Origin of the sequence: Chitinophaga sp. CC14, from assembly GCF_048957795.1 — a bacterium.
Classification (GTDB): domain Bacteria; phylum Bacteroidota; class Bacteroidia; order Chitinophagales; family Chitinophagaceae; genus Chitinophaga; species Chitinophaga ginsengisegetis.
Genome location: NZ_JARBFY010000001.1, coordinates 859,823 through 873,951, shown reverse-complemented (window position 1 = coordinate 873,951; position 14,129 = coordinate 859,823). Strand labels below are relative to the sequence as shown.

10 protein-coding genes are annotated in these 14,129 nt (G+C 47.5%); 7 read left to right on the top strand and 3 right to left on the bottom strand.

Translation table 11 applies throughout. The features are described 5' to 3' along the window. Positions 1-14 precede the first annotated feature (14 nt). The 4 genes from PV783_RS03725 to PV783_RS03710 all read left to right on the top strand — a co-directional run bounded on the left by PV783_RS03725 (position 15) and on the right by PV783_RS03710 (position 6,430). The gene (locus tag PV783_RS03725; RefSeq protein WP_079471606.1) at positions 15-1,553 is read left to right on the top strand and encodes a RagB/SusD family nutrient uptake outer membrane protein; all 1,539 of its coding nucleotides are present in this window, start codon (positions 15-17) and stop codon (positions 1,551-1,553) included. Positions 1,554-1,694: 141 nt separating this feature from the next. Further along, complete coding sequence (locus PV783_RS03720; RefSeq protein WP_420987157.1) at positions 1,695-4,154, top strand: TIM-barrel domain-containing protein; 2,460 nt, start codon at positions 1,695-1,697, stop codon at positions 4,152-4,154. Positions 4,155-4,205: 51 nt separating this feature from the next. Beyond that, the gene (locus PV783_RS03715; protein ID WP_420987156.1) at positions 4,206-4,871 is read left to right on the top strand and encodes a hypothetical protein; all 666 of its coding nucleotides are present in this window, start codon (positions 4,206-4,208) and stop codon (positions 4,869-4,871) included. 80 nt (positions 4,872-4,951) lie between these two features. After that, entirely contained in the window at positions 4,952-6,430 is a 1,479-nt protein-coding gene (locus PV783_RS03710) for an FAD-binding protein (protein WP_420987154.1), read from the top strand. Positions 6,431-6,471: 41 nt separating this feature from the next. Here the strand turns inward: PV783_RS03710 and PV783_RS03705 are convergent, their stop codons facing one another. From PV783_RS03705 to PV783_RS03695, 3 genes are read right to left on the bottom strand one after another with little or no spacing between them, the layout of a single operon-like run. Then, a complete protein-coding gene (locus PV783_RS03705) occupies positions 6,472-9,648 on the bottom strand; it encodes an error-prone DNA polymerase (RefSeq protein WP_420987153.1) in 3,177 nt (1,058 codons plus the stop codon). A 15-nt stretch (positions 9,649-9,663) separates the two neighbouring features. Beyond that, positions 9,664-11,166, bottom strand: a complete 1,503-nt coding sequence (locus tag PV783_RS03700) for a Y-family DNA polymerase (RefSeq protein ID WP_420987152.1) — start codon at positions 11,164-11,166, stop codon at positions 9,664-9,666. 1 nt (position 11,167) lies between these two features. After that, positions 11,168-11,899, bottom strand: a complete 732-nt coding sequence (locus PV783_RS03695) for an ImuA family protein (protein ID WP_420987151.1) — start codon at positions 11,897-11,899, stop codon at positions 11,168-11,170. A gap of 158 nt (positions 11,900-12,057) precedes the next feature. On the opposite strand from PV783_RS03695, the gene PV783_RS03690 reads away from it, so the two are divergent. From PV783_RS03690 to PV783_RS03680, 3 genes are all read left to right on the top strand, one after another. Beyond that, positions 12,058-12,669, top strand: coding sequence for a hypothetical protein (locus PV783_RS03690; protein ID WP_420987150.1), 612 nt, complete (start codon positions 12,058-12,060; stop codon positions 12,667-12,669). Positions 12,670-12,746: 77 nt separating this feature from the next. Further along, positions 12,747-13,244: a methylated-DNA--[protein]-cysteine S-methyltransferase gene (locus tag PV783_RS03685; protein WP_079471598.1), complete on the top strand. Its 498-nt coding sequence runs from the start codon at positions 12,747-12,749 to the stop codon at positions 13,242-13,244. Positions 13,245-13,400: 156 nt separating this feature from the next. Continuing rightward, a complete protein-coding gene (locus PV783_RS03680) occupies positions 13,401-13,967 on the top strand; it encodes a DNA-3-methyladenine glycosylase family protein (protein ID WP_420987148.1) in 567 nt (188 codons plus the stop codon). Positions 13,968-14,129 lie beyond the last annotated feature (162 nt).

Here is a 14,129-nt window from a genome sequence, read left to right as displayed (position 1 = left end):
AAAAAAAGACCACAATGACGACTCAACATATAATTAAAACAGCATTGGTAATTGCCTGCAGCGTTGGCTTTACAGCCTGCAGTCTGAATGAAGACCTGGGAAGTAACCTGAATCAGCAACAGGCCGATTCACTGATCAAAGCCTCCCAGTTGCTGGGATCCGCTTATGATAACCTGCAGAATGCCTACCAGGATTTTTCGCAGACCTGGGGCATGTGTGAAATCAGTACCGACGAAGCGCTCGGACCCACACGTGGCGGCGACTGGGATGATAATGGTGTATGGCGCGCCCTTCACCAACACCAGTGGACACCAGACCATTCACATATTCAGAATACCTTCAGCGCCCTGTTACTGGAACAGTTCAGCGCTACCAACGTATTAAATTTCCGCCCTACACCACGACAAGAGGCGGAAGCACGTTTTCTGCGTGCCTTCTCTATGTTTGCGGTGATTGACCTTTATGGCCAGGTACCGTTCCGTAGCCCGGGCGAAAACCTGCTGGAAGCACCAAAGGTGTACAAGGCGGCAGAAGGTCTGGACTTCATTATTTCTGAACTGAATGCCATACTGCCTAACCTGCCGGATAGAGTTACCGCCAAGGATGCTTATGTAGCCAACCAGGATGCGGCCCGCTTCCTGCTGATGAAAATATATCTGAATAAAGGCGCCTTCCTGAACAGGAAAGCACCCACTTTCGATGCCGCTGACATGCAGAAAGTGATTGCCCTGGCAGATCAGATAACAGCCAGTGGCTATAGCCTTCAGCCGAAATATTTCGACACTTTCGCAAGGGATAACGATGCGAAGTCCACCGAAAATATCTTTACCCAACTGAACGGCCCCGGTGTCAGTAACAACCGTAACGGCAACAACGTATACTGCCGTTGGATGTGTACCCTGCACTATAGCCAGAACCCCAGCGGATGGAATGGCTTCACCACTTTGTCTGATTTCTATGATTCATTTGAAGCAACAGATACCCGCAGAGGCGGCGACTATCCAGGTGTTACCAATGTTTCCGGTTTGAAAGTAGGTTTCCTTTTAGGCCAGCAGTACGATCAGAATGGTAATAAGATCCTGGACAGAAGCAACCGCCCGCTTATCTTCACCCGCGAAGTAGAACTGAGAGCCACCGGTACGCAAGTGGAAATGTCTGGTATCAGGGTAGTGAAATATCCGCCTGACATGGGTTCCAGCGGCAGCAATGCTACCAACGACTTCGTATTTTTCCGTTATGCAGATGCAGTGCTGATGAAAGCAGAAGCGTTGCTCAGAACGGGCAATGCGGCAGCAGCGCTCGTAATCGTAAACGACCTGCGTTTGAAACGCGGCGCTACTCCATTCACCAGCCTTGACCTCACCAAAATGCTTGCTGAAAGAGGCCGTGAATTATATTGGGAAGGCTGGAGAAGAATGGATCTGATCCGCTTTGGTAAATACCTGGACGCATGGCAGCTGAAAACTGCAAGCGATCCAAAATACCTGCTATTCCCGATTCCAACCAGTGATCTCGCTGTAAATAAAAACCTTGTACAAAACCCGGGTTACTAATAATTATTCTTTTGTTGCGGGCAGGACCGGATAAGTCCTGCCCCGCAGCAAAACCTTCTCCCAAACTATATTTCATATCTGTTACGCATTACACAGCTAATGCGACAGGGGAGTTTTTTGCGTAGCAATTCAATCATTCTTATGTATACAAAAGCTCTGCTAAGGCGCTCAGGATGGATTTTACTGGTTTCCTGCCTGTCGGCCCAGGCACAAAACCAGGTAAAAAAGATCGGTAAAATAAATACGGTCAGCATCTCAGGGCAACAGATAAAAATCAGTGCAGAAAATGCATTCGCGGAAATCACCGTGTACAGCCCATCCGTGATCCGTGTAAGAATGGATCAGCATCCGCTTGCCGCAGATTTTTCTTATGCCGTGATTGCCAAACCCGCCACCACCCGGTTACAGACTACCCAAAATAACAGTGAAATCAATGTAACTACAGATTCCCTGCAACTGCGCATTTCCAAAAATCCGTTTGCCATCCGTTTTCTTACCCCTTCGGGAGAAGTGATCAATGAGGATGAGGATGGATTAACCACGTCCTGGATCGGCGATGAAGTAACAACCTACAAGAAAATGCAGGAAGGAGAGCGGTTTATTGGCCTGGGTGAAAAAACAGGTAACCTCGACCGTAAAGGTGAAGGCTATACGAACTGGAACTCCGACAAGTTTGGCTATGCTGCCAACCAGGACCCCATATATGCTACCATACCATTTTACGTGGGCATACATCATCATATTAACTACGGTATCTTCTTCGATAACACCTTCCAGAGCGATTTTAACTTCGGCGCCAGCAATAACCGTTTTTCTTCTTTTGGCGCAAGAGGAGGAGAGATGAATTATTATTTCATCTATCACCCTCAGATGGCGGATATCATTACCTCTTACACCAACCTCACCGGCCGCATGCCTATGCCGCCGCTGTGGAGCCTCGGATACCAGCAAAACCGCTACAGCTATTACCCCGACACAGAAGTATTACGCATTGCGCAAACCCTGCGGGAGAAAAAGATTCCCGCAGATGGTATTACACTCGACATCCATTACATGGACGCCTATAAACTGTTTACCTGGAACAAAGACCGTTTTCCCAATCCCCAACAACTCAGTAAACAACTGAATGATATGGGATTCAAAATTACAGTGATCGTAGACCCCGGCATAAAAGTAGAAGAGGGCTATGCCGCTTACGAAAGTGGAAAAAAAGAAAACATCTTTATCAAATATAGCGACGGTCAAAACTATACCGGCCAGGTATGGCCCGGCTGGTGCCACTTCCCGGACTTTACCAGTGTAAAAGGCCGCAACTGGTGGAAAGGACAGGTAAAATCGTATATGCGTGACGGTGTGCGCGGTATATGGAACGATATGAATGAAATTGCCACCTGGGGGCAAAAGATGCCTAACAACGTGATCTTTGATTACGAAGGTAGCCCGGTAACCCATCAGCAGGCGCACAATGTATATGGCCTTGAAATGGTGCGGGCCAGCTATGAAGGCTCCAGGGAGGAATTAAAGAAACGTCCGTTCCTGCTAACCAGGGCCGCTTATGCCGGCTCGCAACGCTACAGTGCCATCTGGACCGGCGACAACCGGGCGGAGGAAGATCATATGCTGCTGGGCGTTCGCCTGATGAACAGTTTGGGTGTTAGCGGTATGCCATTTTCTGGTATGGACATAGGCGGGTTTACCGGGAACCCTACCGTGAGTTTGTATGCCCGCTGGATGCAGATCGGCGCATTCATTCCTTATTATCGCAATCACACAGGCGTAAATACCAAGTCGTCTGAGCCGTGGGCATATGGAGAAGAGGTGCTGGAAATTTCCCGCAACTATGTAAACCTCCGTTACCGTTTGCTTCCTTATCTCTACAGCTCCATGTATGAAGCTACACGTACGGGCATGCCCGTTATGCGTACCCTGGCGCTCACCAATACCTTTGACGCCAATGTGTACGATACCCGCTTCCAGAACCAGTATGGTTATGGCAATGCTTTTATGATAGCGCCTTTCGAGAGCACTAAGGAATTCGGTTCCATCTATTTCCCTGAAGGAAAATGGTATAATCTTTATAATGATACCATCACTGCCGGTAAGCAGGAAGTAATTACACCGCTGAATATAAAAACGCTGCCGGTATATGTAAAAGAAAGCAGTATCATCCCTATGCAATCGTTGATACAAAATACTACTGAAAAGCCATCAGATACGCTTTTCCTGCACATCTACAAAGGTGATAAACAAAATACGTTTGTTTATTATGAAGATGACGGAGAAACTTTTGATAACGAGAAAGGAGTGTATTATCAACGGACTATCGCTTATCATCCTGCTGATAAAAAAATAACACTGGAAAAAGCAAGTGGTAGTTATGCATCCAAATTTCATCACATTAAATTATTACTCCACGGATTTGGGGACCAAAAAAGTGTAACCGTTAATGGTAGTCCGCTATCGTTAGTGTCAACTGGTTATTCTTTCCTTTCACCTATATCACGCTTTGATCCGCAAGGATCCTCGATTCCCGCAGAGCGTTGCACTGTACAGCAGGCAACCTTTGATAATGGTAATCAGCTAATTAACGTGGATTTGTAATAATAAGAACGGCCTCCTGGATTTTCCGGGGGGTCTTCTTTATATTTGGGCATGAAATATCTGCCTTTTCTGCTGTTGCTTTTCCTTTCTGCCTGCATAGGTATTACCCGCCAACAAAATATAACGGTTACTGCCGTACGTGATACTATCTCTCCTGATATAAGTTCCCTGATTAATCTTTACCAAACATTCGAACAGGACACCCTGGAAATTTTACCCGGCGCTTACGGAGATCCCGGCAGCTGGCATTTTGGAGGTACCGCCATCGACAGCCAGCTACAGCCACTATTGAGCGACCGCATGTATAATAAAGATTATCTTTTTTATGCCTGCTATAAATTCAACCTGGATCCCAATACAATTGGTCTGGTTACCAGAGCGCCTTCTGAATACGAATCTTCTTCCGTTAAATTATTCGCTTACCATAAGCAAACAAATACCATCACATTTGAAACTGAGCTGGCAGAAGAATTTGGTGACGCCGGTGATGTGCTGATTAAAAACTCCTGGCTGTATCATTCTCCCGACAGCAGCTGGCGGGTGATCCTCGAAAATTTCAGTTCCAGTCAGTATGGAACTCCGGAAGATACCGTTGCCACCGAGTCTTATGACTACTACCACTTAAGCTGGAATGGCAACAAAATAGATACGGTGAGTACCGATAGTTCCGCTTTGGTGCGGGTATATAAAACCATGACCCCGGTGAGGAAAAAGTAGTGTTTGTTTGCTACAACTTTTAACCATTATCTTTGGGATGTCCTGATCCCTGTCTTCACTATCAACTTAAAGCCGTTGTTATGAACTTTAGTATCATCACTCCCGCAGATGCAGCATATGATGAGTGGAACAACCGTGGCGTTAACCAGAGATGGAAGGGACATCCCTCCGGGATTATTCCCATAACTACTGCCGATGAATTGACAGATGCGCTGCAATATGCAGTAGATAACAACAAACGTGTAACGGTGCGCGGTGGAGGTCACTGCCTTGAGAACTTTGTAGATGATCCGGCAGTAGAAATAATGATCGATATTTCCCGGATGAAGGGTATCCGTTATGATGAGGAAATGAACGCGATTGAAGTGGCGGCAGGCGCAACTTTGGGAGAAGTAATTGAAACGCTGGATCACCGGTGGGGCGTTTTACTTCCGGCAGGACAGCACCCGGCCATCGGGATAGGCGGACATATATCCGGGGGCGCCTTTGGCTTTCTTCATCGCCATCATGGACTGGCGGTTGATTATTTATATGCGGTAGAAGTACTCTGGGTAAACAATGAGCGGCAGGTAGAAAAAGTGATTGCCACAAGGGAAGAAACGGATAGTAACCGGGAACTCTGGTGGGCGCATACCGGAGGCGGTACCGGAAATTTTGGAATCGTTACCCGTTATTGGTTTCGTGCAGCCGGCGTGAATGAGCGCGATCCTTCCCTGTTATTACCCAAATCGCCGGAAGTATTGGAAACAATGGAGATGGAGTGGGATTGGGAACAGGTAGACGAACATGTATTTAAACAACTGACAGAGAATTTCGGGGAATGGGCGAAGATGCACAGCAGTGCGGACACGGAGGCCGGAAGCTTGTTTGCCACCCTTTTCCTGTCGAATAAAGTAACCGGAAAAATTATGTTGAAAGCGGTGTTATCAGATTGTCCGGAAGAAATAGCAGAAGAATTTGCCGCCGCAATTTCTGCCGGGCTCGGTATAACGGGAAGAGCTATACGAAAACCGATGCGCTGGGTGGAATTTGCATTGCAGCCGTTTCCGGATATTTTCGTAGAGCAGCGGGTCGCCTTCAAAGTAAAGGATGCCCTGTTACGCGCACCCTATACACCTGCACAGATAGGGGTAATATACCGGTATCTGACGGAGCATAATGATGTGCCTGGAGGTTCTGTTGGGTTAGCATTTTTTGGTGGCAAAATGAATGCTGTTGCTGCAGATGCTACCGCATTCCCTCAGCGGGACTCAATTTTAGCGACTGCCTGTACATCCGGGTGGTTAGATGCGGCAGACGAAGCGAAGTCTGTTGCATGGACACGTAATATTTACCAGGAGCTGTTTGCGCAAACAGGCGGGGTACCCGTGCCTGGTGAACAGGCAGGCGGATGTTTGATTGCGCACCCGGATGCAGATATGGCAGATGAACAATTTAATAAATCGGGCGTGCCATGGCATGTGTTTTACTACCAGGATAATTATGAGCGACTGCAACGTGTAAAAGGAAAGTGGGATCCGTGCGGGATATTCCGGCACCGGTTGGGAGTAGAAGCGTAGACGGGGAGGGGTTAGCACCTCCCTCGAGAATGTATAAACATCTATTTAAAATTCCTTGCTTCAGCAAACAACGTCGCTGATATCTCCTCTTTTTTTGACGGCGGCTGCATTAGCTGATTTTCTGTTTTTGAAGGAAGTAATTGCCGTAAGAATTTAGACAGGTCGTAGCAACGTTTTACAATAACGTGCACCACTTCACCTTCGCGTTGCAGGGTTCCTTCCACCATCAGCAGCCTGGCCTGCAGGATTTCTTTGCGGTACTTGTCAAATTGTTGTTGAAAAACCACCAGGTTACTGCATCCGGTTTCATCTTCGATAGTGATAAAGCAAACGCCTTTGGCGGTACCTGGTCTTTGACGCACCAATACAAGACCTGCTACTTTCACTGCTGCACCATTCATAACGCCATCCAGTTCTTTTGCGGAGAGGATGTGCAGCAGCTGTAATTTTTCCCGTACAAAGCTTACCGGATGTGCTTTTAAAGACAGTGTAGTGGCGCTGTAATCGTGTACCACATGTTCCGAGATAGTCATTTCCGGTAGCTGTACCTGGGATTCAACAGCACTTTCAGATGGCTGCCCCGTGAAGATACCAATGGGGCGGTCGTGAAGTGCGGATACCTCCCAAAGCGCCTGACGGCGATCAAGCCCCATCGACCGGAAGGCATCTGCATCGGCCAGTTTTTCCAGCGTGATCAGGGTAACGCCTGCATCCCGGAGAGCATGAATCGTTGTATAGCCTGTATTCCGGCATGCAATTAGCGCCTGTACATCATCCTGGCTGATACCTTTTATTTGGCGAAATCCAAGTCGTAGTGCACACAACCTCTCTGTTTTTTCTTCCAGTATATTATCCCAGAGAGAAAGATTTACATCTGCCGGCCGTACTTCCACCCCATGTTTACGGGCATCAATAACAATTTGTGCCGGCTGGTAAAAGCCCATTGGCAAACTGTTTAACAAGGCGCATGCAAAAACATCCGGATAATGATATTTGAGCCAGCTGGAAACATATACCAGCAGGGCAAAGCTGGCGGCATGACTTTCAGGAAAACCATAACTACCAAACCCTTCCAGCTGCTTAAAAACCCGCAGGGCAAATTCTTCTTCGTATCCTTTTGCGACCATGCCTTTTACCAGCTTTTCCCTGAACCGGGTTACCTGTCCGGGTGCTTTGAAAGTGGCCATGCTCCTGCGGAGTTCATCTGCTTCTGCCGGGGTGAAGCCGGCGGCTACAATAGCAATTTTCATTGCCTGTTCCTGGAACAGCGGAACACCTAACGTTTTGCCGAGGATTTCTTTCAGTTCAGGAGAAGGATAAGTAACCTTTTCTTCGTCATTACGGCGGCGCAGATAGGGATGCACCATGTCGCCCTGGATAGGTCCGGGTCTTACAATAGCTACTTCAATCACCAGGTCATAGAAGCAGGTGGGCTTTAACCGTGGCAGCATGGATTGTTGTGCACGGCTTTCAATCTGGAATACGCCGATAGTATCTGCATGGCCTATCATCTCATACACATCCGGATCATCCTGCGGAACACTCGCCAGGGTAAGAGGACGGTTGTGATGTACTTTTGCCAGATCGAAGGCTTTGCGGATACAGGTAAGCATACCGAGGGCCAGCACATCTATCTTAAGAAATCCAAGTACATCAATATCATCTTTATTCCATTCAATACAGGTTCTGTTTTCCATGCGGGCATTCAAAATAGGACACAGATCTGAAAGGGCGCCCTGCGTGATAACAAAGCCACCGGTATGTTGCCCGAGCTGACGCGGAAAACCGATGAACTGCCGCGTAAGCTCCAGCATTTTCCGCAGATGCGGATCACGCGGATCAAATCCCTGTTCTGCAAGTCCTTCCCCTTCCAGCCATTCGGAAGTAAACTCCCATACGGAAGCGGAAAGGCGATTGATGGTATCAACAGATAAGCCCATTGCTTTTCCTACATCGCGGATAGCGCCTTTTTGCCGTTGTTGTGTAACGGTAGCGACAATGGCAGCACGGTTCCGGCCATACTTTTCATAAATGTATTGAATCACTTCTTCCCTTCGTTCATGTTCAAAATCCACATCAATATCAGGAGGCTCATTACGGGCGGAGGAAATAAACCGTTCAAACAGCAGGTCGATTTTTGTAGGATCAACAGCAGTGATTCCCATGCAATAACAAACCGTGGAATTTGCTGCTGAACCGCGGCCCTGGCAAAGGATTCCCTGCTGCCTCGCAAAACGGACAATGTCATATACAGTCAGGAAGTAAGATGCATAATTCATCTCTTTTATGAAAGAGAGTTCATAGTGAATGGCAGTAGTAATTTTTTCCGGAATATCATCCCCGAAATGCTCCCTGGCGCCCTGCCATGCTAAATGTGTAAGTTCTTCCTGGGGCGTGCGGCCGTTGCTGGTAATTTCTTCCGGGTAGATGTATTTAAGTGAGTCGAGAGAAAACCGGCAACTCTCTGCAATCTCTTTTGTACAAAGGATGGCATCGGGATATTGCCGGAAGAGGCGTAACATTTCCTGTTGAGGCTTTAAGTATCTTTCTGCATTTTCGTGCAAACGGTAACCCGCTGTGTAAATGGTACATTTTTCCCTGATACAGGTTACAATATCCTGTAGCTGCCGGCGCTCGGGGATATGATAATGTACGTCGCCGGTAGCTACCAAAGGGATATTATATGCAGACGATAACTGTGAAAGACGGTGTAGTTTCTTAAAATCATCTCCCTGATAAGAACGGGTGGCAGAAAGATACAGGTTGGTTCCCAGTGCCTCCCGGTACTCATTCATGGCCATGTTGAAGGAGGGATCAAATTCAAATTTTTCATTCAAAGATGCGGGCGGTAATGCAATAAATTTCATTCCTGCTGCATGTTCAAATACATCATTTTTGTATAAATGACATTGCCCCTTCTCGGCTCTCAGATTGCCTTTGGTGAGCAACGCAGAAAGGCGCCCATATGCCTTTGTATCGGTAGGATAAGCAAGTAATGATGGGCCATCTAACAGATCGATCCGGCAGGCGGGTATAATGCGTATGCCACTGGTTTTTGCAGCGGCATGGCCGCGAACAATGCCTGCAAGACTATTCCGGTCCGTAATCGCTATTTCTTTGTAACCCAGTGCAGCAGCCTGTTCTACCAGTTCATCCGGATGTGATGCTCCCCTTAAAAAGCTAAAGTTGGTAGTTACCTGCAATTCTGTGTAGCTCATATCTCCTCCATTTTCTCATGCAAAAAAACCATGAATAAACCAGGCGTGAGGTTTATCACCGGTGTAGTGCCCCAGCCTGAACAGCCAGTAGCGGCTACCGGTATCATCTTCCACTACATAATAATCCCGGTGTTGTCCTTGTTGCAGCCACCATTCACTTTCAATCCGCTCAGGGCCATCAGCTTTCTTCACTTTATGTACTTTCCCTTTATACCGGAAATGCATCGGAGGATAATCGGGTATAGGCGCCGCTACTTCTATCGGTTCTGGCCTGGAGAGCAGTTGAATGGGACGGCGTCTGTCTGTTCGCCATGAAGTATCTGTTTTTTCATGGAGGCTGGCAACCGGTTTAACAGACCACTCCGGCCAGTGATGTTCAGCGGGCAGGTAACGGTGAACGGTTCCTTTGCCGGCCTTGCCTTCCAGCCGGTCGATCAGTTCGGCGATACTCACATCTTCCAGTCCACCTGCTGCATTCCAGAATGTTTCCTGCAACGGGCGCACGTCTTCCACTTTAGGAGCCTCCAGTACAAATAGTTCGATACCCAGGTCTGGTTTGATCGTTGGTATTTTCGATTCAAACAGTTTGAACAGGTGGTTGGTGTTATGTGATGGATGTCCTGTGCCTATCTCCAGTTGTTCAATTGCACCATCTACCTTATAACATTTCAGAACAGCGCTCCGCAATCCTTTCTCTTCCTGGGAAAGGCGCTGGCAAAGGGTTTCCAGTAAGCGCCTGAGCGCAATTTCGATACCTGTACCTGTTACAATAGGCTCCAGGCATGGCAGCCGTTCCTGGTAAGGTTCAACCGGCAGCAGGGGTTGAATTACCTCATCTTCCAGTCCTGTGAACTGGTCAAGCCGTAGCAGCATTTCCCGGCCAAAGCGCCGGCGGAGCACTGTGCGGGGCATTCCAATAAAGCTTCCTGCCTGGCGCAGGCCTAATTTCATTAACCGTTCACAGATAGCAGATTCCAGTCGCAGTGCGGCCGGAGGCATATCCATTAATGCAGCCATCTGTTCACCGGCAGGAATCACTGCCGGTGTTTGTCCAAACCTGGGGATGGCCCATGCAGCACCAATCGTATCAGCCATTCCTGCACGCACCTGGTATCCAATGTGCGTAAGCCTGGTCACTATCTCTTCCAGGTATACTTCTTCACCGCCCCAAAGGTGGGCGCAGCCGGTAACTTCCAGCAGCAGACCATCGGGAGGATCTGTTGCCGTTACAGGTGTAAAGCGGATGGCCCATTCCCCGAGTGCGTTTAGTATGCGGCCCGATTGTCCGGGCTTATCATCAATCACCTGCAGTGTGCCGATGAGTGCCCGCGCATCTGCTACGGCCATTCCCTTTGTGATGCCCTGCAACTGCGCCGTTCTACTGGCGGCTGTTACAATCATCCGTCCGTGATCCGGGATGGCCAGTACAAAAGCTTCCTGTCGTAAAGCAGGGCGGCAACGGATTAGCCAGTCGGTCATCAGATGAGGAAACCATATAGAAACAAAACGCCTGGCCATACTACCCGATTTTGCGAATCAGCTCCGGCGGTGCGGAAGATGATGGCTCATCCATCAACCTGAACCTGCCGGTGGACCATTCTATTTGCCAAATGCCGGGCTTCCCATTCCGGATCTTCAGTAGTTCAACATTCCAGCGGGGATAACCAACACCAGGCAATCCATCTTCCGGTTCGCTGGCTAATGATGTAATGCGCCAGCGGGAAACGCAGGCGGTGGTATTAAAAGCAGTGGATTCCCGGCGAATAATAAACCCTGTTACCCTGCTTTGTTCTACCGCCAGCTGCAGGCGCCGGGAGGCCGTAAAACTGACATCCTTTACTTCCCCGATCACTGCGGCGAGCCCTTCACATTTCAATGCTTCTTCCATTGCCCAGAGTACATCCTTCTCCCGTTTCAGATCTACAAAAATGAGCCGTTCCGGCTCGATACCAAAGGTTTTCAATGCAGGCGGGAAAAGCGTTCTGCAGGTGCTGATCCATATACAGGCGCCACCACCTTGCATCAACGCGTTCAGTAAACCACCGATAAATCCGGCGGTGGCGGCAGTGTGTTCTGCTGCTGTACTCACAAACTCATGTATTACCCCGGTTGGAAATGTTGCATTCGGAAAAGCAGCTGTAACCCGCCCAAGTCCCATATCCACGCTCGTATTACCGGCTTGTTTAAAGCCCTGCAAAAGGAGGATTTCCCTTTGCAAACCGGCAATGATAGCTGCTTTTTCTGCGGGCATAGTTGACAGCTGATTTAAATATTTATAACTAATTTATTTAGCAATAATACTAAATTAATTAGTAATTTAGCAATATTATTTACGGATATATGTAACTTGATCTGCTGATTCTCCGTTAAGCTGTAATTTTAAATACCATTCAAATAAAACGCATCGTCATGCTACAGAACAGGGTTAATCCATTTGGTAATATTATCCGGACAGAAGCGAGAGGACTTTTTATGGGGAACCGGGGAGTGATACACAACGACGATCAGGAAATTATCCGTCCGTACAAGATCAAGACCTGGATTACCTGTGTACTGGCGTTTAAAAACAGGAGAAGACCAGTAATGGCTCCCGACCGGTATACTGAACTCTTCTTTATGGATGAAGCCACCTCCTTTGCTGCCGGCCACCGGCCCTGTTTTGAATGCCGTAAAACAGAAGCTCATCAATTTAAATCGCTTTGGCTGAAAGGTAATCCGGATAAAGGCTTTAACGAAAAAACGCTTATTAAAGAGATCGACAATATTCTTCATGCAGAACGGATAGATAAGCATCATTTAAAAGTTACATTCGAAGATAGCCCGGATGCCTTGCCTGACGGCACTTTTGTGAGTATCGGGGAGGAGCCCTATCTTCTTAACAAGGGATTGTTGTATTTATGGTCGCCCGGCGGTTATTCTAAAAGCATCCCTTTACCGGGGAGGAGCAAATTACCTGTTTTAACGCCAGCCTCTGTTGTGAATACCTTCAGGGCGGGCTATATTCCTCAAATGGCTGTTTAATATCGTTAAGGGCAAGAAACGGGTTCTTTTACATGTATGACGATGGTAAATTTGTATCATCATAAAAAAATAAAAAGATGACCTACTATCATAAAACAATGGACTCTCCCGTAGGGCAACTGACGCTGATAGCGAGCGATAAAGGTTTGGCGGCAGTGCTGTGGGAAAATGAACTTCCTGATCGCGTCAACATAAACGCCGGCACAATTGATATACATCATCCTATCCTCTGCCAGGCAGAAGAACAACTCAATGAATACTTCGCCAAAAAACGAACTTCTTTTTCTGTGGAACTGGATTTTGTGGGAACAGCATTTCAAAAGAAAATATGGAAAGCTCTGCTGACGATTCCTTTCGGTGAAACGAGGACCTACGGTCAGATCGCCAAACAAATTGGTGATCCGAAAGCAGTACGTGCTGTTGGCGGTGCCGCCAATAAAAACCCCATTTCTATTATTGCTCCTTGTCACCGGGTAATAGGCGCTTCCGGAAAATTAGTTGGCTTTGCAGGTGGTATAGCAAACAAGAATCGCTTACTTCAGTTAGAAAATAAAGTTAGTCCAACATTATTTTAGATACTTGTTGAGGTGGGTAGTTTATACTATCTTTCCGCAAACTCGAAGTAAGTGTTGCATACCTTTTCAACGGAAAACTTTCACTCCATTTGTGATCAACTATGTACCCATGATCCGGAGTTAGCCTTCATTGTAAAAACATATGGTTATCCACCAATGTGGACACGACCCAATACATTTGAAAGCCTGATACATATCATACTGGAGCAGCAGGTATCACTGGCATCCGCCTTAGCGGCGCTCAATAAATTACGGGAAAGGCTCACAAAAATAACTCCTGCCAAACTACTTGAATTAACGGACGAAGAATTAAAAGCCTGTTATTTCAGCCGGCAAAAGACATCGTATGCCCGGTTTTTGGCACAGGCAATTCAAAGCAAAGCATTCAATCCTAAAGCAATGGAAAAGTTACCGGATGAAGATGTCCGGAAAGCACTGGTAGCGCTGAAAGGAATCGGCAACTGGACTGCAGACGTCTACCTGATGTTTGTGCTGCAACGGGCGGATATTTTCCCTATCGGCGACCTTGCTGCAGTGAATGCACTCAAGCAGGTGAAAAAGCTGCCCAAAGACACTGCTCCTGAGAAACTGCTGAGCATATCAGCAGCATGGCAGCCTTACCGGACCGTTGCCACTATGATATTGTGGCATTATTACCTGTCGCTGCGGGTGAAAGATACTTCTGCAGAAACGGAGAAAATAAAAAAGGCGGTGACGCTTTAGGTGTGAATCGTACAAGGACTCGAATTGTTTTGTGCAAAATAACCGGCGACTGTGTGAAGAATTGTTCCACGCCGGTATGCCTGTTTGCCGGGCCATTGAGGGTTAACGTTTGTTTGAAATCACAAAAAAAGACCGGGAGAAAAATGGAAATATATCTCCTGT

Bases quoted from the DNA above. Each gene is read 5' to 3' on its own strand.
- PV783_RS03695 (WP_420987151.1), bottom strand. From the start codon at position 11,899: ATGCCCGCAGAAAAAGCAGCTATCATTGCCGGTTTGCAAAGGGAAATC.
- PV783_RS03725 (WP_079471606.1), top strand. From the start codon at position 15: ATGACGACTCAACATATAATTAAAACAGCATTGGTAATTGCCTGCAGC.
- PV783_RS03680 (WP_420987148.1), top strand. From the start codon at position 13,401: ATGTGGACACGACCCAATACATTTGAAAGCCTGATACATATCATACTG.
- PV783_RS03710 (WP_420987154.1), top strand. From the start codon at position 4,952: ATGAACTTTAGTATCATCACTCCCGCAGATGCAGCATATGATGAGTGG.
- PV783_RS03685 (WP_079471598.1), top strand. From the start codon at position 12,747: ATGACCTACTATCATAAAACAATGGACTCTCCCGTAGGGCAACTGACG.
- PV783_RS03690 (WP_420987150.1), top strand. From the start codon at position 12,058: ATGCTACAGAACAGGGTTAATCCATTTGGTAATATTATCCGGACAGAA.
- PV783_RS03700 (WP_420987152.1), bottom strand. From the start codon at position 11,166: ATGGCCAGGCGTTTTGTTTCTATATGGTTTCCTCATCTGATGACCGAC.
- PV783_RS03705 (WP_420987153.1), bottom strand. From the start codon at position 9,648: ATGAGCTACACAGAATTGCAGGTAACTACCAACTTTAGCTTTTTAAGG.
- PV783_RS03715 (WP_420987156.1), top strand. From the start codon at position 4,206: ATGAAATATCTGCCTTTTCTGCTGTTGCTTTTCCTTTCTGCCTGCATA.
- PV783_RS03720 (WP_420987157.1), top strand. From the start codon at position 1,695: ATGTATACAAAAGCTCTGCTAAGGCGCTCAGGATGGATTTTACTGGTT.